This is a genomic window from Crinalium epipsammum PCC 9333, from assembly GCF_000317495.1.
Lineage (GTDB): Bacteria > Cyanobacteriota > Cyanobacteriia > Cyanobacteriales > PCC-9333 > Crinalium > Crinalium epipsammum.
In genome coordinates this window covers 4,192,680-4,211,734 of sequence record NC_019753.1, presented here as the reverse complement: position 1 = coordinate 4,211,734, position 19,055 = coordinate 4,192,680, and the positions used below count along the sequence as shown (strand labels likewise).

General features: G+C 40.7%; 15 protein-coding genes and 2 tRNA genes. 10 read left to right on the top strand and 7 right to left on the bottom strand.

Features of this window, described 5'->3' with window-relative positions:
- Positions 1 to 68: 68 nt before the first annotated feature.
- Entirely contained in the window at positions 69 to 1,145 is a 1,077-nt protein-coding gene (locus tag CRI9333_RS18285; protein WP_015204656.1) for a hypothetical protein, read from the top strand.
- A gap of 311 nt (positions 1,146 to 1,456) precedes the next feature.
- On the opposite strand, the gene CRI9333_RS18280 is transcribed toward CRI9333_RS18285, so the two are convergent.
- Together CRI9333_RS18280 and CRI9333_RS18275 are read right to left on the bottom strand one after the other, a co-directional pair.
- Positions 1,457 to 2,725, bottom strand: coding sequence for a glycosyltransferase family 4 protein (locus tag CRI9333_RS18280; RefSeq protein ID WP_015204655.1), 1,269 nt, complete (start codon positions 2,723 to 2,725; stop codon positions 1,457 to 1,459).
- A gap of 378 nt (positions 2,726 to 3,103) precedes the next feature.
- Positions 3,104 to 5,002 (bottom strand): CASTOR/POLLUX-related putative ion channel, encoded by a 1,899-nt coding sequence (locus tag CRI9333_RS18275; RefSeq protein WP_015204654.1) that lies wholly within the window; start codon positions 5,000 to 5,002, stop codon positions 3,104 to 3,106.
- 680 nt (positions 5,003 to 5,682) lie between these two features.
- Here CRI9333_RS18275 and CRI9333_RS18270 point away from each other — a divergent pair.
- A tRNA-Ser gene (locus tag CRI9333_RS18270) sits at positions 5,683 to 5,774 on the top strand.
- Between the two features lie 394 nt (positions 5,775 to 6,168).
- Entirely contained in the window at positions 6,169 to 7,473 is a 1,305-nt protein-coding gene (locus CRI9333_RS18265) for an ABC transporter substrate-binding protein (protein ID WP_041226806.1), read from the top strand.
- 239 nt (positions 7,474 to 7,712) lie between these two features.
- Here CRI9333_RS18265 and CRI9333_RS18260 read toward each other — a convergent pair whose 3' ends face one another.
- Both CRI9333_RS18260 and CRI9333_RS18255 read right to left on the bottom strand, forming a co-directional pair.
- Complete coding sequence (locus CRI9333_RS18260; RefSeq protein ID WP_015204652.1) at positions 7,713 to 8,648, bottom strand: hypothetical protein; 936 nt, start codon at positions 8,646 to 8,648, stop codon at positions 7,713 to 7,715.
- A gap of 200 nt (positions 8,649 to 8,848) precedes the next feature.
- The gene (locus CRI9333_RS18255; RefSeq protein ID WP_015204651.1) at positions 8,849 to 9,793 is read right to left on the bottom strand and encodes a serine hydrolase; all 945 of its coding nucleotides are present in this window, start codon (positions 9,791 to 9,793) and stop codon (positions 8,849 to 8,851) included.
- Between the two features lie 143 nt (positions 9,794 to 9,936).
- Between CRI9333_RS18255 and CRI9333_RS18250 the strand changes: the two genes are divergently transcribed.
- The 3 genes from CRI9333_RS18250 to CRI9333_RS18240 all read left to right on the top strand — a co-directional run bounded on the left by CRI9333_RS18250 (position 9,937) and on the right by CRI9333_RS18240 (position 13,088).
- Entirely contained in the window at positions 9,937 to 10,635 is a 699-nt protein-coding gene (locus tag CRI9333_RS18250; RefSeq protein WP_015204650.1) for a C40 family peptidase, read from the top strand.
- Between the two features lie 74 nt (positions 10,636 to 10,709).
- Positions 10,710 to 11,735 carry a glycosyltransferase family 2 protein gene (locus CRI9333_RS18245; protein ID WP_198013688.1) on the top strand — a complete coding sequence of 342 codons (1,026 nt, stop codon included), beginning with the start codon at positions 10,710 to 10,712 and terminating at the stop codon, positions 11,733 to 11,735.
- A gap of 78 nt (positions 11,736 to 11,813) precedes the next feature.
- Positions 11,814 to 13,088: an MFS transporter gene (locus CRI9333_RS18240; RefSeq protein ID WP_015204648.1), complete on the top strand. Its 1,275-nt coding sequence runs from the start codon at positions 11,814 to 11,816 to the stop codon at positions 13,086 to 13,088.
- Between the two features lie 54 nt (positions 13,089 to 13,142).
- On the opposite strand, the gene CRI9333_RS18235 is transcribed toward CRI9333_RS18240, so the two are convergent.
- Positions 13,143 to 13,216: transfer RNA gene (locus CRI9333_RS18235), tRNA-Arg, on the bottom strand.
- Positions 13,217 to 13,249: 33 nt separating this feature from the next.
- Between CRI9333_RS18235 and moaC the strand changes: the two genes are divergently transcribed.
- Positions 13,250 to 13,759, top strand: a complete 510-nt coding sequence (moaC, locus tag CRI9333_RS18230; RefSeq protein WP_015204647.1) for a cyclic pyranopterin monophosphate synthase MoaC — start codon at positions 13,250 to 13,252, stop codon at positions 13,757 to 13,759.
- A 70-nt stretch (positions 13,760 to 13,829) separates the two neighbouring features.
- Here the strand turns inward: moaC and CRI9333_RS18225 are convergent, their stop codons facing one another.
- A complete protein-coding gene (locus CRI9333_RS18225; protein WP_198013582.1) occupies positions 13,830 to 15,515 on the bottom strand; it encodes an alpha/beta hydrolase in 1,686 nt (561 codons plus the stop codon).
- Positions 15,516 to 15,927: 412 nt separating this feature from the next.
- On the opposite strand from CRI9333_RS18225, the gene tatC reads away from it, so the two are divergent.
- The gene (gene tatC, locus CRI9333_RS18220) at positions 15,928 to 16,725 is read left to right on the top strand and encodes a twin-arginine translocase subunit TatC (RefSeq protein ID WP_015204645.1); all 798 of its coding nucleotides are present in this window, start codon (positions 15,928 to 15,930) and stop codon (positions 16,723 to 16,725) included.
- Positions 16,726 to 16,810: 85 nt separating this feature from the next.
- Here tatC and CRI9333_RS18215 read toward each other — a convergent pair whose 3' ends face one another.
- Positions 16,811 to 17,119: a DUF3067 family protein gene (locus tag CRI9333_RS18215; protein ID WP_015204644.1), complete on the bottom strand. Its 309-nt coding sequence runs from the start codon at positions 17,117 to 17,119 to the stop codon at positions 16,811 to 16,813.
- 240 nt (positions 17,120 to 17,359) lie between these two features.
- Between CRI9333_RS18215 and petC the strand changes: the two genes are divergently transcribed.
- Together petC and petA are read left to right on the top strand one after the other, a co-directional pair.
- Positions 17,360 to 17,902 carry a cytochrome b6-f complex iron-sulfur subunit gene (gene petC / locus CRI9333_RS18210; RefSeq protein ID WP_015204643.1) on the top strand — a complete coding sequence of 181 codons (543 nt, stop codon included), beginning with the start codon at positions 17,360 to 17,362 and terminating at the stop codon, positions 17,900 to 17,902.
- Between the two features lie 137 nt (positions 17,903 to 18,039).
- On the top strand, positions 18,040 to 19,029 hold the full coding sequence (gene petA / locus CRI9333_RS18205; protein ID WP_015204642.1) for a cytochrome f: 990 nt from the start codon (positions 18,040 to 18,042) through the stop codon (positions 19,027 to 19,029).
- The last annotated feature ends 26 nt before the right edge of the window (positions 19,030 to 19,055 follow it).

The following is a 19,055-nucleotide window of genomic DNA, read 5'->3' as shown; positions in this document are numbered from 1 at the left end:
GCGTATTTGCGTGCGTCAGGGTGAAAATTCTCAATCCATTACCTAAAAACCTTGAAGAGATTCAGAATATGAAGTCCAAAGTAGCTTGTTTGATAGCTAGCCTCACCTTAGCTTATGGTCTTGTTGCCTGTTCTAGCAACACTGATAAGCAAAACGAAATTGCCGCTACGACTACTGCTACAAAAGTTGACGATATGATTGAATGTCAATATCTCTATTTTCCTACGAAGGATTGTAAACAATCTACTTCAAGTTCCCCAATAGCATTATCTAAGAATACTTATAAGCCAGAATTATCCAATAGTTCCTCTAGCTCACCATCATCTACTCCTGACTTAGTTGCCACTATTTTAAGTAATACCAGAAATCCACTTTCACCGCCTAACCAGTTATCTATAAATCTTGCTAACCAACCGAAAAATTCTGTTAATTTAACATCTCTATCTCGTGGCTCTAGTAACTCTTCTCAATTAGCTAATTTTCCCCCCAACAGCAATCTAGCTACTCCTAATACTGAGACTCAATTGCCTGCTACAAATAACCAATTAGAAACATCACCTTATAACTTAGGTTATACAAATAACAATCAACCAACATTTCCAACAGTAAATAACAATCCTACAATAGACTTTTCTCAACCAACAGTAGTTACTGAAGTCAACACTAATGAATTGCAGTCGCCAGCATCTAGGAATAATAATTTAGCTGAAGCATCTATAGCTCAGGTACAGGAGTTGCCACCGCCTCGTAATTTACAATTACCTTCTGAGCAATTAAATGCTCAATTAACTACCAACGAGCTACAAAAATCAGTTACCTATGTTACGCCCCAACAACTATCTAATAATCAGATTAACTCTGGTTTAAATACCAATCGTTTACCAGTTCCAACATCTACAAGTAATTATCCTCCAAATTCCCAACCAATACCCCCTAGCATAAGTAATAACGACTCTCAACCTTCATTGGCTATCAATAATGTTGATGCACCTGTTAATCCACCTTCTCCTCAGTTAGATACCAACCAGTTACAACCAGAATTAAATTTATCTGTTAATCAAGTTGATTCGGGTCTGAATATTAATCAAGTTCAGGGTCAAGTTGTTGGTAAAGAAACCGCTCTACAATCATATAACAATTTTTAATTACATATATGTTTAAAATACTTAATCATACCTAGCTAATTACCAGCAGGATAGTAGAGCGATACTCCTCTTGTCGTCGCTACGCGAACTGACAAGTCAGCACTTGCGCGATCGCATTTGCGTACATCAGGGTGATAATTCGCCATCAATTATATCTTGGCGAGCTAAATTAACTTAATTAGTCCTAAACCTGATTGAGACGTTATTAGTATGATTGTTAGGAAGTAGTAAAACAATGAAAGCCTTTACAACAAAGGCTTTCATAATTCTTAGATATTTCTATTGCTCAACTCTACAACAAGTTGGATTGTTTATGCACTAACGGCAGTAAGGTCATTCGCAGATTGTGCCATTAACTGTTCGTAGAGTTTACCCAACTGAGAAGCTACACCATCCCAGCTAAACATTTCTTCTACCCGCTTTCTGGCATTGTCGCCTAGTTCGTTGCGCCATTCTGGATTACTCAGAATCCGATCAATCGCTTCAGCAAAAGCAACTTCATCTTTAGGTGGACATAGCAATCCAGTTTCTTCTGGTACTACAGTAAACTGTAGACCGCCGACATCGCTACCAACAACAGGTGTTCCACTTGCCATCGCTTCAATAGTTACTAACCCAAAAGGTTCGTAGTGGCTAGGAACTACACAAACATCGGCTGCTGCATAGTAAGTTGGCAAAGTAGTTTCATCCAAGCGTCCAGGGAAAGTAGTGAACTCTTGCATACCGAGTTTTCCAACAATACTTTCAATGCGATCGCGTTCTTTGCCATCACTTTGACCAGGACGACTACCGCCACCTATAATCAGCTTGAGGTCTGCTTGACCACGCAACTTGGAACGATTAACAGCCCGCACTAAAGTTTCAATACCTTTGCGCTGATCAAATCTTCCTACATAAAGGATTACCTTAGTTTCAGGAGAAATATTTAATTTCGCCCTTGCTGCTTCTTTAGTAATAGAACCGAATTTGCGCGTATCTGTACCACAGGGAATAATATCAATGTTGCCTTTTTGAGAGACAAGCGATCGCATATGTTCTTTTTCTTGAGGACTGGTTGCTACAATTCGAGAAGCTGTCTCCAATACAGCTTTTTCTGTAGCTAACCGTGTAGTAGCGATTATTGGAATTGTCGTAACCGACTTATATTTAACTGCGCCCAAAGAGTGATAAGTATGAACTTGTGGGACTCCTTGAATTTTTGTTAGCTGCATCCCCACCCATGAGGATAACCAGTAATTTGTATGTACTAAGGAATAGGTAATTCCTGATTGCTTTTGAAACTTGAGTAACTGGTCAACAAACTCTGGCAAATATTCAAAAATATTATCTCTTGGTACAAATTTTTCAGGTCCGGCGGTTAAACGAATTGTTCTACAATTAGGTGTATGTTGAACAATTTTTGGATCTGTTGCACTCGAAGAGCGAGTAAACATATCTACCTGCCAACCCTGTTTAGCTAGCGCCTCACCCACCTTACGCACATAGACATTTTGCCCACCAGCCTCTTCCTTACCAAATTCAATCGCCGGATCGCCGTGAACAGATATTAAGGCAATGTGCTTTTTGTTTATGGAAGCCATAGGTTTTATGCTTTTTTTAACTGAAGGATTTATCGGGTAAATGCGAGGCGTTTATTATAATTAGCTTCTACACTTGCCCACAAAAATTAAACTAATCTTAATAAGTTTGCTGACACTCCATAGAATAATGGTTAATATCGCTGGGGATCATCGCCTACTGGAGATAAATTAATAGATTTGATTATTCAGACTTGAGACGTAGAAAGCGTGAAAATATTTGTTTTGCCCAACTTCCTTGCGATAGATAAGTAGCTATACATTCAAAAATATAAAATGCAAATCCTCCCCGAATTTCGGAGAGGGGGTTGGGGGGTGGGGTAATGCGTTTAATTAGGTTGACCTAACTTGATCACAACCAGAACATCCCACCAAAACTTGTTAGTTTTCCGCTAATACGATAATGCTATCTTGATTTGTCAAAGCGATCACCTGATCTTTTTTAGGATTGATGACAACACCATAGAATTTGGCTATATTATTGGCATCAGCTTGACTACGATATCCAATAGCTGATTCCCCACGTTGTTTAGCCGCCTCAACAATAGTGTAAAAATTAACAGGATCACTAACTCTTACATAGTCAGTTACAGGCTTCAGATAAATCTCCGAACCTTCTGGATCAAAGATATCGGCAAATACAGCATTGAGGTCTTTGTGCTGAACAATTTGAGCAAGAATTAGACTGATTATTTGTTCACTAAGTACAAAATCGTCAGGACGAGCCACTTGCGCCAGGGTTTGGTTTCGTGGATCTAAAATTTCAGTAACAATCTGTATCTTGTGATTGCAGCGAGTTGCAATGTCTCGGAGATAAATTAATGTTACTAAAGTTTTTCCATCTGCCTGGTCTGGTTCTAGTTCAGAATTGCAGAGGACAATAACATGGTTATAATCAGTTATTTGAAGTTTTTCTAATACTTGACGCTCGGTAGGATCTCCCTGAAAATATTGCACAGTTAAATGTTTTGTACCCAGAAATTCTGGAGCAAGATTCACCTCTGCTTCTGGAAATTCTGCTACAACAGTTATATTGGAGCCAGGTGCAACATATTGATCCATTAACCCAATGATTTGATAGATCTGATTGCTCCAACCCAGAATTAAAGTATTTTCGGCTGAATCAGGGTTTCTTTGAGTAATCTGAATAGTTTGCTCATCAATAATCGGGTGAGTAATTTCTGCGCCTTTAATTGTCCGATCATCTTCACTAATTACCACCAATTGTTCGCCTGGTTCTAACGGTTTTTCTTGAGGTGGGTTAAGTTTAATCTTACCGTTAGAGTGCTTGATGCCAATCACAGCCAAATTATTATAGGCTAAGAGAGCATTTCCGTAGGTTTTGCCTTGTAATAACGGTTCTTCTTTAAAATAAATTTCATTACCATTAAAATCTAGCAAATCCATATAGACAACAGACAAACCCGACTGTCTAGAAGTTTGTACAAGAATGCGTGAAATCAACTCCTGTGTTAGCACTACCTCTACTTGGTTACGTCCAATAAGTTGAATAACATCAAGACTCTTGGGGTTTTGGACTTGAAGCACAATATGATACGGTTGGGGAACTGCTCTAGGAATATTAGTAATAGCTAGTAGAGTTTTGACCAATTTAGTATCATCCTGGTCATTTTGTGGATTCAAAATCACAATTGAGCGTGCAGTTTGAATACTCACAATGCCCAGATCAGTCATGTTGCTGGGGCTACCATTGCGGCAGACAATGCGAATGCGGCGAAGTTTACCAAGGACTTTTTGCAGTGTCTCATCCATATACACTTTGTCCTCTTCGCTGAGAATTACAATACAAGTATCGGGTTGATTAGCATTAGCTAAGGCAAGTTCAGGGATAAGTGTAAAAACTTGGTGCGACCAACCAAGAATGACAATATGATTTTTTTCAATCAGCCGTGAGCGTCCTTGACGCAGACTTTCTAACTTGGTGTCGATACCGCTAGAGAGAATCCCAATTAAGATACTGACCCCGAAAATGCCACCAAAAGTGACGAGGAGCATAAACAGGCGAAAGCTCCACGCTCCAGTCGCACCAGTTACAGCACCTGCATCTATAGTGTGCATTAGCACACTCCAAACAGCTTCTAGGAGATTCAGGCGATCGCTACCTTCAGGCGCAAGATTAGCAACATTAATTAACACTCCCATTAATAAGATAAATATCAGGCACACCAACGCTAACCCACCAATTAGGGCAGCAGTGCCTCTAGACATGAAACTGTCAAATTTGTAGCGTAATCGCTCTTTAATAGTTATTTTTGTCATTATTGATTAAGTAGATGGGCATAAATCAACGTATGAGAGTTTTCCTAGTCGCCAATCACCAGCCTCATACGTCGCAAGTAACGTTTTATTTTAGCCACAGAATTAGCCCAATATAATTAAATCAGGGCGAATTTGCTTAGAAACTTCATCTGATTTATTTGTTGTTTAAGTTTTGTTACTGAATTATCAACTGCAATCAAAGCATATTCAAGAAGGTATTGCTAAATTATCAGGTTTACTCGCTGCTTCTGTAGATATTCGGCGCTATCATTTATTAGCTTAAATTCAGGTTTTAGTTTATAAGTTTGTCAAAGGATATATGGTAATTAAATTGCGCGATCGCACAAATGATAGTTAAAAAGCCATGCCACAACAATATATGGGTAGTGAATGCGCGATCGCAGTTATTAATTAGACTTATCCAAAGATTAGCTAAACTAGAGTAATACCAAGTCGCGCTCAAACATATTATCTTTCATCCCGCAAGGCAAGCAGAAACGGCAAGAGAAGGATACTGCGGGCGAAAAATCTCTATGGATCGCCCCCTCCCTACAAAGTAACAATCCTCAAACACTAGGAAAATCGTTAATTTTGCGTAAATCCTATCAAACTTAAAATTATTTGCGCTCTAGCCCTTGGCAACAAAAAAATATATGCTATGATAGTTTACTGTCACCCCTGGAGAGGTGGCTGAGTGGTCGAAAGCGACAGATTGCTAATCTGTTGTACGGTAGGTAACTCCGTACCGAGGGTTCGAATCCCTCCCTCTCCGTTATTTAAGACGTTTAGGACAAAAAAAGATTTAGATCTATTGTCCTAAATTCATTCTTAAGTACTTATTCTAGATACGAATTTAGGGCAATTTAGTCCTAAGTTTGTCCTAACTTATTAATCATAGAGTTGATCGCTATCACTACTTAAATATCTAGACATCAGCCGTGTTATTAGCTTCTTGCTTAGTGACTTAGAGCCTATCTGAAAAGAGTAGAGACGCGAAATAAGAGGTCTCTACTGAGATTTTAACCGCAGATAAATTAAGATATTTCTTGTGATTAATTATTTTTAGGATACGCTCTTATTATGCTCAATGATCATTGAGAGTTAAGGATCTAAAAATAAAAATGAGTAAATTAGTTTCAGTAGGTAACATCAAACTTAATTGGGCGATGTCTAGGACGGGCTACGCCTACGCACTCACCCTTGCAATATCTACAGGCTTGCTGACGACTGCTTGTGAAAATCCTCCTGACGGTACACAAGGTGGTAATCAAACCTCGCCTAGTGCGAGCAATACCAGCAACGCTAAAGGGTTGAAAATTGGTTCAATACTACCAGCAACCGGAGACGTAGCTGCCATTGGGCAACCTCTACCAGATGCTATCCGTTTAGCAGTTGATACCGTCAACAAATGTGGTGGCGTTAACGGCGAACAAGTCACATACATTGCAGAAGATGACCAAAGCGACCCCAACGCGGGTGCTGCTGCGATGACTAAGCTATCAGAAGTAGACAAAGTTGCTGGCGTAGTTGGTTCCTTTGCTAGTAGTGTCTCAACTGCTGGGGCTGAAGTCGCAACACGCAACAAAGTAATGATGATTTCTCCGGGTAGCACAAGCCCTGTATTTACCCAACGTGCAAAAGAAGGTAAATACAACGGTTTTTGGGCGCGTACAGCACCACCAGATACCTACCAAGCGCAAGCCTTAGCTAAACTGGCAAGCGATAAAGGATTTAAGAACGTATCTACGATCGCTATTAATAACGATTATGGCGTTGGTTTTGAAAAAGAATTTGTGCAAGCCTTTAAAAAGTCAGGCGGCACACTTGTCAACGAACAAAAGCCAACTCGCTACGATCCTAAAGCAGCTACATTTGAATCAGAAGCAGCCGCCGCTTTTAGTGGCAAACCACAGGCAGTAGCAGCACTTATCTATCCCGAAACAGGCAGTTTGTTACTTAAAGCTGCATATCAGCAGGGTTTAAGTGAAGGAGTACAAATTCTGCTACCTGATGGCGCGTATGCTCCCAACTTTCCCGATCAAGTTGGTAAAAGCAGTGATGGCAAGTACATCATTGCCGGAGCATTGGGTACAGTACCAGGAGCAAATGGCCCCTCACTGCAAACGTTTAACACTTTATGGAAAGAGAAGACAAATAAGCCGATCACAGCTTATATAGCTCATACTTGGGATGCTACTGCTTTGTTAATGCTGGCGGCGCAGGCAGCAAAAGCCAACACTGGCGAAGGTATTAAAAGTAAAGTTCGTGAAATTTCTAACGCGCCAGGTGAAGAAGTATCGGATCTTTGTAAAGCAATGGATTTAGTACGCCAAGGCAAAGATATTAATTATCAAGGAGCTAGCAGTAACGTAGATATTGATGAAAACGGTGATGTAGTCGGTAGCTACGATGTTTGGACGGTGCAACCTGATGGAAAATTGGCAGTTGTAGGCAAAGTTAGCCCTAAATAAAATTGTCCTTTCGTTTTACTGGGTTTTCCTAGTGCAAAGGGGCAGAGGGGGCAGAGGAGCAGAGGGAGAAAAAAAGTAAAAATGTTCTTAATAGAACGTTTTTACACTAATTCTGAAAGCCGAGGCTTTCATCCTCCCATTATTCTTGTTTGATATACTCTCCGCCTTAAGTCGGACGGGTATTCTGGGGTAAAAATGTAGTTTTGAGTCAAGATTAAAGACTCAAAACTAACAACTGTTTAAAAACCTGAGAAGTTGTACCCTACACCGAGTAGTAAACCGACATCAGTTTTCTCTTTAAAACTGACATTCACACCAGCCGTCGCTGTGTATTGTGCCGATAGTGGGACATCTACACCACCAGTAGCTATCAAACCTAAACCTGTATCGTCACCTGTGTTGAGCGAAACACCTGCACCAGCATAAGGAGAAAAACGAGCGGGCTCAAGGTCTTCATCCCCACGCTGTTGGGCAAAGTCATACGTTACTGGTATTAAAATTGCAGTACTACCGCCGAAGATAGCGGAAGGTCGGACGGCAAGATTTCGGGTGAGTCCAATTTTGCTTATAACTGCAAAATTTGTGCTACCTATGGCAGTTTCGCCACCCAGACCGATGTTACCAGCAACGCCTACATAGCTGGAACCACCACGCGTGGTGCGACCAAGATCGATATCTGTTTGAGCAATCTGAGTTTCTTTAGAAGCTGGTGTTTGTGAATTTATATTTTGTAATGGTGAGTTAGTTGCTTTGCCTTGTAAGGCAGCAGCAGTTGTTGCCACTGTACCAGGGGCAGGTTTAGCGTTCAAAGAAATGTCTGTTGTTTGAGCTTGTGCTTGCAGCACGTGATCAGCTTTTTTATGGTGATGTGCAAGCTTGATTGGCTGAGAAGCTGCAACTGTTGCTTGTGTTGGCTCAACCTTACTCAACCTAGCTTCTTCGGCTTGAGACTCGGTATTTGTGGACTCAGCAGTTATTTCAACATTGTTAACAGATGATGCTATTTCAGATGTTGTTGGCGCGATCGCAGTTGCTTCTTCCTGAACAGATGATGCTATATTCGCAGGATCACCACTGTTTGTTGTTTCAGCAGAAGCAGACATAGCGCTAGCTACTAAAGCTAGTGCTGCTACGCTTACAATTAAAGACAAGTGCTTAAAAAGCATATTATTCACCGTCACTCCTCTAAAATGGCTTAAAAGACTTAAAAAAGCCAGTTATTATAGCTGTTACAGCTTAGTTTTTCCTAAATTCCTTTAGGAAATTAAAATCTCATCTTCCAAGTTATGAGAAGTTGACAAGATGATCCTCCCTAATTGGGAAGAAACATAGTATTTACGAAAATCTGTAAGTAGGATGAGGGGTATCAGCTAGATTAACTCAAGGATGCCATTGCAACGGCAAATTGCTTAGAAATAAAGGGTAAGATGGCTTGATTTCCGCTATGAGCTTTACCTTCAGTGAAGACTACTAAGATATAAGGTTGCTGTTGTGGTAGTTCAATATAAGCCGCATCATGACGCACTTGACTTGTCCAACCTGCTTTAGACCAGAGTTGGCTTTCTGCTGGGAGTCCACCACCTAAAAAACCAGTAACTTGATTTTCATCACCATCGTTGCTTAAATCTTCTGGATTGAGGCTGCGTTTAATTAAATTCATCATTGCTTGCGATCGCTGACTACTGACTGCAACTCCCCCTACAATGCTATGTAGTAACCTAGCAGTAGCATTAGTTGTCAGCATATTGCGATTTTCCATCAACTCGCCTAAAAATACTCGCTCTCGACCATAAGGTCCATCGCCCCAAGTTTTTTGATTGACGTTGATGCTTTCTAATTCAGACCAACCAAGAGATTGAAAATAGCGGTTAACAATATTGCGTTGTAGCTTCCATGTCTCAAACGGTTCTGGTGGGATTTCTGGTCCGCTAGTTGTTCCAGTTAAGAAATCTACAACTAAACTGGTAGCATCATTGCTGGAATCAACGATCATATCCTTTATCGCTCTGCTTAACTCAGAGGAAGTAGCTGGAATCATACCTTTGTCCAGCCATTCCTGAATTGCTACCAAGTAGAAAAGTTTAACAATACTTGCTGGATAAATTCGTTCCACACCACGATAACTAAAACCTCTAACTTGATACTTCCAAAATTCCTCTGCACTTAATGCACCACCAGTATTAACTGGGACTGGAGGATCGTAAACTATCCAAGTAAGTGCAATTTGATTACGGGCTAACCCTGGAAATTCTGCCCAAGTGGTTTCCAGAATTTGAGTGCCTAGTGTTTCGAGTTGTTCGTCTTTTCGGAAAAATGTCATTTTTATCAATTAACAATTATCAATTAACAATTATCAATTAATAATTATCAATTAACAATTATCAGTGACATATAATCCATAACCTCTGCTCTATGACTAGGCTTCATGTTAAGTTTATTTCCACCCAGTTACTTATTTAAAAAATGGTTGTTTTTGAGCAATTAGCCGAATCACTAACTGGTGAATACCAGAGCCGAGTTAATCTCAATCTTTATGATTCACCTAGCTGTGCCAGTTTGGCAACTCAAGCTGCTGCGGGTCGTCATTTACACATTTTATCTACAACAGCCCAAGAAAACGCTGTAGAAGTGCGTTTATGTGAGGATGGTTATTCAGCTTGGTTATTAATTCAGGATTTGCAGCACTTAGAACCAGCAAAAACTGCTTATAGTGCGATCGCCGTTTCGAGTTCAGAAATTCAAGCACGCATCCCAACAGCGATCGCCTTTACCCAAAAAGCTATGCAACAGGATAATTATTACCTATGGGGTGGTACAGTTGCACCAAACTATGATTGTTCAGGATTAATGCAAGCTGCTTTCGCTTCAGTGGGTATTTGGTTGCCTCGTGATTCTTATCAGCAGGAAGCTTTTACTCAGCCTATTAGTTTAGAACAATTACAACCAGGAGATTTAATATTTTTTGGCACACCCCAAAAAACTACCCACGTAGCACTTCATTTGGGTGAAGGTCGTTATATTCATAGTTCTGGTAAAGAAATTGGACGCAATGGGATTGGAATTGACCAACTATCGGAACATGGAGATCAAGTTAGTCGATCATATTACCAGCAGCTACGGCGGGCAGGACGAGTGATAGAGAGTTATAAACCAAACAATTAACAATGACCAATTAACCATTACTTAGTCCGTGTCGCTATGCGCTTTAGTCCTCAGTCCTTCTTTTTAATATGACGATGTTAAGTTCTCAAAGGTTATTAGCGCAAGATGGCGCTGGTAATCACATAATTCCAGCAGTTTCAGTTGTAGTGCCAGTCTATAACGAGGTGGAAAGTATTCCTCATTTGATTGAGGCGATCGCATCTAGTTTAACGGCAGCACAACTCACATACGAAATTATCTGCGTAGATGATGGTTCTAAGGATGGTTCTGCCGAACTACTAAAACAAATAGCACAAACTCGAATAGATTTAAAAGCAGTGCTGCTACGTCGCAATTATGGTCAAACAGCAGCAATGGCAGCCGGATTTAACTTTGCACAAGGTCAAGCAATTGTCACCTTAGATGGTGATTTGCAAAATGATCCGGCTGATATTCCCTTACTACTAGCTAAGTTAGATGAAGGTTACGATTTAGTTAGTGGATGGCGTAAAAACAGACAAGATGCTGCCTTGACTCGACTATTGCCTTCTAAAATTGCTAATTGGTTAATTGGGCGAGTTACTAGCGTTGAACTGCATGATTATGGTTGTTCTCTCAAAGCATACAAATCAGAACTTGTAGCTGATATGAATTTGTATGGGGAGTTACATCGGTTTCTACCAGCACTAGCATTTATTGAGGGAGCAAGAATAGCAGAATTGCCAGTACGTCATCATGCTAGAAAGTATGGTCGCAGTAAATATGGTTTATGGCGGACGTTTCGCGTGTTAATGGATTTATTAACTATCTGGTTTATGAAGACATTCCTAACACGCCCTATGCACGTCTTTGGAATGTTAGGCTTACTTTCTCTATTCGTGGGTACATTATTGGGCGGTTATCTAACTTTCATCAAATTAGTATTGGGAGAGAGTATTGGACAGCGACCTTTACTGATTTTGACGGTGGTAATGCTATTAGCAGGTATCCAGCTATTTAGTTTTGGCTTGCTAGCAGAGTTATTGATGCGTACTTACCACGAGTCTCAGGGTAGACCAATCTACAGGGTGAGGGAAGTAGTAGAACCGACTATTAATAATAGGGTAGGGGACAAGGAGTAGAAAGCAGGGGAGATGTAGCTTTTACTTATTTACTCCTCTCTCCTCCCTCACAAACGTCCTTTTATCAATTAAATTGTCTTGAAAGTTTTTTGGCAACTTGAAGCGCCGCAGCGCCGTAGTTTACTGATTTTATTTGCTGCTGGCTTATTTTTTTGGTCAAGTATGGGTTCACTATTGCCAACGCTACCAGCTTATGTCTCTGACGTTGGTGGCACACCGCAACAGGTTGGCATTGTCATGGGTTCTTTTGCCATCGGTCTGTTGGTATTTCGTCCTTGGTTAGGTCGCATGGTTGATCAACGTAGCCGTAAGTTGGTTTTACTGATAGGTGCAGTTGTAGCTGCGATCGCGCCCTTGTGTTATCTATTTGTAAAATCAATTCCGCTTTTAATCGCTATCCGAATTTTTCACGGTATCAGTATTGCTGCTTGGACGACTGCTTACAATGCTTTGGTAGTAGATATCTCACCCATTAGCTATCGAGGAGAGTTAATTGGCTATATGAGCCTAGTAACGCCTATTGGTATTGCTATCGGGCCAGCAGTTGGTGGTTTACTACAAGGCGCTTTTGGCTATCAACCTTTGTTTCTGTTTGCTGGTGGGTTGGGAATGTTAGCTTTCTTGGGCGGAAATCAAATACATGAACCCAAAATCGAGCATAAACCTGATACTTCATTGCAATCATCAACTCAACAAAACAGTAGAAAGTTTTGGGAAATTCTGGTTAGTCCGCCATTGCTAGTGCCATCACTTGTACTGCTGCTAGTTGGTTTGGCTTTTGGCGCGTTGAGTACTTTTGTGCCTTTGTTTATTCGAGAAACAAAAGTAGATTTTAATGCTGGCTGGTTTTATACTTCTGCTGCGATCTCTAGTTTTAGCAGTAGATTATTTATTGGTCGTGCTTCTGACCGTTATGGTCGAGGATTATTTATTACAGCTAGTATCTGCTTTTATGGTGTAGCAATGTTGCTTCTATCTTATGCTAATAGCCCCAACAGCTTTTTACTAGCTGGAATTTTAGAAGGCGCAGGGTCAGGAACATTATTGCCCATGATGATTGCCTTAATTTCTGATCGTTCTAGTCCACAGGAACGTGGGCGCGTCTTTGCTGTATGTATTAGTGGGTTTGATTTAGGAATTGCGATCGCCGGAGGAGTTTTAGGTTCAGTTGTTCAATACTTTGGCTACCGAGGCATCTTTACAATTAGTACAGGTCTAATTTTACTAGCCTTAATTATTTTTATGGCTATATCGAATAAAAATCTAGCTAATTCTTGGCTATTTGCCTGGGGCAAAGCTCCTGACATTTATGCCTTAAACTACGCTGAATTGGAAAAACACGCTCAAAAGTAATAAAGGAAAAGACTTTTGATTTGTCTTTTCCTTTATTACTTTTATCTTTTTGGACGGGCTAGGAGGGATTCGAACCCCCGACACCGTGGTCCGTAGCCACGTGCTCTAGTCCACTGAGCTACAAGCCCTTGCCGAAATCTATAATAACACAACTTCTCTGTATGACGCAAAATAATTTAGAAATTTCTCAAAATCACCAACTAACACATCTTGATGCCCAAGGTGAGGCGCGGATGGTAGACGTATCTAATAAGCAGTCAACCAAGCGTCAAGCAGTTGCAGTAGGTCATGTAAGGATGTCTCAGCCAACGTTTGAGACAATTCAAGCAGGGAATGCACCTAAAGGTGATGTTTTAGGGACTGCCAGAATTGCGGGAATTATGGCAGCAAAGCAAACCTCCCAATTAATACCCCTGTGTCATCCCTTACCTATTCAAAAAGTAGAAGTGCAAATTACCCCCGATACTGAATTACCTGGATACCAAATTCAAGCATCTGTCACAACCATTGCAGAAACAGGGGTAGAAATGGAAGCATTAACAGCCGTATCTGTTGCTGCGCTGACGCTATATGACATGGCAAAAGCTTTAGAAAAATCAATTCAAATAGAATCAATTCGTCTTTTGAGTAAAACTGGCGGAAAATCAGGGGATTATCAAAGGCAGGAGTAAGGGGTGAGGAGGAAGGAGTCAATAAATATAATAAATATTATTTAATTATCTCCCCTGCCCCTCTGCCCTTTTACTGGGCAAACTCTACAAAGGCATTCAGGTTCGATGGTAATGTGGTATTCAAACGCAAACTCAGTCCCGGCGTAGAGAGTGATTGAGCATAGCCAGATGTCAAAAATTGCTGGTAATTATTGGCTTCTGGTGTCAATTGTTTGATAAATGCCAAACTCACACCTTTGAGGAGTTGGCGCATGGGTTCGGCTTCTTTGCCTGTAATTTCTCGAACTAGGGTAGTTTGAGCTAACTGAGGATTAAGATTATCAGGATCGCTCAGACTCAAGTGAGTACCACCAATAGCAGTAACTAAATATTTAGAACCGCGTAATTGAGAAAATGGTCGCAGTTGATGGCTGAGTGTAGGCGTTAAAGCATCACCTGTACTTGTCCAAATTAATGTCGGGATATTTACTTTAGCTAAACCTGTTTTACCAAATAATTGTCCGATAACAGGATTGAGAGCGATCGCTTGCGCTACTCGTTTATCCTGTAGTTGTAGACGTGATTGTGGTAAGTCAGCAGCAGCACATTGTAACCAATCTCCGCCAGACTTAGAAAATAAACTACGTTCTTGGCAAAATGAGCGTAACTCGTCAAGATGTAGTTCTCCACCTGCTACAGCTAAAGCTGTATAGCCCCCTAAAGAGTGACCAATCACGCTTACTTGTTGGGTATTTAATTTCCCTTGCAGAGTACCAGGCTGTTGATTAAGTTCAGCTAGTTGGTCTAATAAAAAGCTAATATCTTTAGGGCGATTAATAAACTCTGATGCTGGTAATAGTAGCCCTGTTACTCCACCTGTTGTTAGTTTAGAGCCAATTGATGCGCCTGGAAGCGTGGTGAAATTACTATCTGGGTGGTCTAGTGCTGCAACAGTAAGACCCTGGGAAGCTAGGTGACGAGCTAGATAAGTTAGAGATTCTCGATTAGCCGCAAAGCCGTGTGAAATCACGACCAAAGGGCCAGAACTACTTTGATCCCAGTAGATATCTACAGGAATTGTGCGGTTGCGTTTTGTGTCTTGTATGGTAATTGTTCGTTTATTAATGCGCTCTTTACCAGGGCTAGCTGGATTAAAGCTGGCAGAAAATGAGGTGCTGGGGACGGTTAAGGAACTCTCTAGTAATGAGGTTACGGATTGACTTTGTATGAAGGGAACATTAATTTCTAGTGCGATCGCGATCGCAGAACTTAGATCTACTGTAATCTGATCGTCTGGATATGCCCGCAAAAAGCTAACCGCGCTTAAACCATTAGCTTGCCGTAATGCTAATGCTAATGCTATCCGCACTTGAGTAACTGTACTATCAGGAATTGCAACCCTGATTTGCTTGATTAATTGATTCCCTTCTGGCGCTCGTAGTAAATCATCAATAAATTTATTAGCTATGCTAGGGTCAACTTGTAAACGTTTAGTTAAAAGTTGCTGTACTTGTGGAGTCAGTAATGCACCATAAGGTCTTAGAGATGTTGACAGTTGACCAGTTTTAGCAAACGAATCTAAATCAGCAACATTCACTGACTGCTGAAATGGACCTAAGCGTAAAACCAGCTTTTCTGCTGCTAGTGCTGGAGTTGCCATCAAGCTGGAAAGTATACTAGCAAAGCTTAATGAAGTTACAGTTGCGCTCCATAGTAAGCTACTCTGAAAGCCTTTGTCGAATCTTTTAATTATTGCTAATCGTTTTAATGGCAGCATTTTTAAATTAAGCGGTAAATTCTGGATCCTCTGAGTATTTTTTGCCAATTTTTGAGAGTTTTTGCCTTTAAACAAGTCAATTTTCAACTTCATTATTTAATTTGAATCAGTTTTTACAAAAGCAGATCGATCAAGTTAGTAGAATTAATTGAGTAGCAGTTGTTCCTAACTGCGTGTAGTTAGATTATTAAATTTATAAATTTATTATCCCATGTTAGGTAGGCAAAGAGTGTACTCCTTAAGGTACTGAATAAGCACGAAAAAAATGTTAGAATTCATTGTTTTAATTGCTCAAATCGAGTTGTGAAATTAATTTTTTTGTAAATAAAAGCAGCTAGAATTATCTTTGCGCGTTTTTTAGTGGTGCTGACATAGCTACAATAGTCAAGAAATCAACGACTCCATCTGAGCGATGACCCCTCCAGAAGTAGAAACTACACTCCAAGAAAGTTCAAACAACCAAGAAGAGATCAATGGTTATCTAGATAGTGAGGATCTAGATGAACTGCCAGGTGACGTTGAGATGTCGCTATTTGACCATCTGGAGGAATTGCGGCAGCGCATTTTTTATGCGCTCATTGGTGTTGGCGTAGGTATAATTGGCTGCTTTTTAGCAGTTAAGCCACTTGTGCAACTGTTGGAAGTTCCAGCTAAGGGCATTAAATTTCTACAGTTAGCGCCTGGGGAATATTTTTTTGTTTCGCTTAAAGTAGCTGGTTACAGTGGTTTGCTGGTAGCAAGTCCGTTTGTGCTTTATCAGATTATCCAGTTTGTGTTACCAGGACTAACTCGGCGCGAACGTGGATTAGTGGGGCCAGTTGTTTTAGGGTCGAGTGTACTATTTTTTGTTGGGCTGGTTTTTGCTTATCTGATGTTAATTCCTGCTGCTCTCAATTTCTTTATCACTTATGGGGAAGGTGTTGTTGAGCAGATGTGGTCAATTGACCGCTATTTTGAATTTGTGTTGTTGTTGTTATTTAGTACAGGATTAGCTTTTCAAATCCCCATAATTCAAATATTGTTGAGCTTTTTAGGGATTGTATCATCTGGGCAAATGCTTTCTGGCTGGCGTTTTGTAGTTGTAGGAGCAACAATTTTAGGAGCAGTTTTGACACCTTCGACTGACCCCCTGACTCAAAGTTTGTTGGCTGGTGCTGTACTGGGTTTGTATTTTGGGGGTATTGGTTTAGTTAAAGTTTTAGGTCGTTGAATAGCATGAGCGCAATTAGCTTTTAGACAAAAATGGCGCTTTAATTTAATTAAGCTGATAGCTGAATGCTAATAGCTGATAGCTTTCAGATTAACCATTCCGAAGAACGTTCGCCTAAATCTAGGGGGATACTAACTGCTTTACCAAGTCTAGGGCGATCGCGCGTTTGTTCTATATATTCTTGCACCTGTTCCGCCCCACCTAAAGCATCTAAATAACTGGCAATTTCATCTAAATGAGTCGCATATTGTCCTTCCGAGAGCGGAAAAGAAGCTTGCTCTAGATATTTCCACATTATTTGCACAAAAATTTTGCCCTGAGTGCGGCGCAACTGAATATCGTATGAAAATCCCCACTTGTTAAGCAGCAGTTGCCGTAGCTCTTGTCCAGTCATAATTTTAATATTTATCTAAGTTTTGTTTACATTTAGTCATAAATGTCATAGTTCGTGAATTTATGATACGGTGTCAAAGAATGTGATAATACCCTTATTGAAACTGTAAACCCTTATAGGTAAGGGATTGTAGCAACTCTGCTCTCTGATGCAAAAAGGGACATTTATGAGGCAGGGTTGATAGAAATCTGGGATTTCACCCAGAGTTGTTGACAAAAATATACACTCAGGCGTTAGGTTATGGCTCAACTTTCTGGTTCTGCGGATGTCCCCGATATGGGTCGTCGCCAATTTATGAACCTTTTAACTTTTGGTGCGGTTACAGGAACAGCTTTGGGGGCATTATATCCAGTAGTTCAATATTTTATTCCGCCATCGAGTGGTAGTGGTGGTGGTGGTGTTACCGCTAAAGATGCTTTAGGTAACGACATCATTGTGAGCAAATTTTTAGCTGATCACAAATCAGGCGATCGCACTCTTGCCCAAGGGCTGAAAGGCGACCCCACTTATGTTGTAGTACAAGAAGACCAAACCTTGGCTAACTACGGCATTAACGCGGTTTGCACACACTTAGGCTGTGTGGTTCCCTGGAATGCCAATGAAAACAAGTTTATGTGTCCTTGCCACGGTTCTCAATATGACAACACTGGTAAGGTAGTACGTGGACCTGCGCCCCAGTCTTTAGCACTAGCTCATGCTACTGTGACCGAAGACGATAAGCTTTCCTTGACAACTTGGACTGAGACAGATTTCCGTACAGGCGAAGATCCTTGGTGGTCATAGTGAGTTTTGAGTTGTCGGGACAAATTGATTGAATTGAATTGTCCCGTAGAGTTTTCCTTCCAGAGTTTTGAATTTACTCAAAACTCAGTCAATCTGAAAGATATTCTTGCCTTCGCGATCGCATCGTTTCCTAACAGATGAAAAAATCTTCTATATCCGCGAGATTAATTAGTGCTACGCAGCTATTAACCAAAACTATCGTAATAGCTTGCGCGACTTTGGCATTTTTCCTCGCACATGATTTCGCACTGCCTCAAACAGCCAACGCATATCCTTTTTGGGCGCAACAAACTTCCCCTGAAACTCCCCGTGAAGCCACTGGAAGAATTGTTTGTGCTAACTGTCACTTGGGCGCTAAACGTACAGAAGTTGAGATTCCTCAATCGGTCAAGCCTGACACCGTATTTGAAGCGGTGGTGAAAATTCCCTATGACAAGAGCATACAGCAGGTTGTAGGCGACGGTTCCAAAGGTTCTCTCAATGTTGGCGCAGTTTTAATGTTGCCTCCAGGCTTCAAAATTGCTCCTGAAGACAGAATTCCTGAAGAAATGAAGGAAAAAACCGAGGGGCTGTATTTCCAACCATACAAAGAAGGCGAAGACAACGTTGTAATTATTGGCCCATTACCAGGCGACCAATATCAAGAAATTGTCTTCCCAGTTCTTTCTCCTAATCCTAAAACAGAAAAGGGAGTTTACTTTGGTAAATACCCTGTTCACGTAGGCGGTAATCGTGGACGCGGGCAGATTTATCCTACTGGTGGAAAGACCAACAACGCGATTCATAACGCTTCTGTTGCAGGTCAAATTACTAAGATTGACAATTTAGGTGAAGATGGTTACGAAGTAACTATTCAACCTGCGAATGGTAATGCTGTGGTTGACACAATTCCCGCAGGTCCAGAAGTGGTTGTTTCTCAAGGTCAAGAAGTTAAGGCTGGGGAAGCTTTAACTAATAATCCTAATGTTGGTGGATTTGGTCAAGTTGACGGCGAAATTGTCTTACAAAATCCTGATCGAATCAAGGGGTTATTGGCTTTCTTAGCAATAACTATGTTATCTCAAACCTTGTTAGTTCTGAAGAAGAAGCAAGTTGAGAAGGTACAAGCTGCGGAAATGAATTTCTAAGCTTTGTTGCATAATTGATTGCTAAT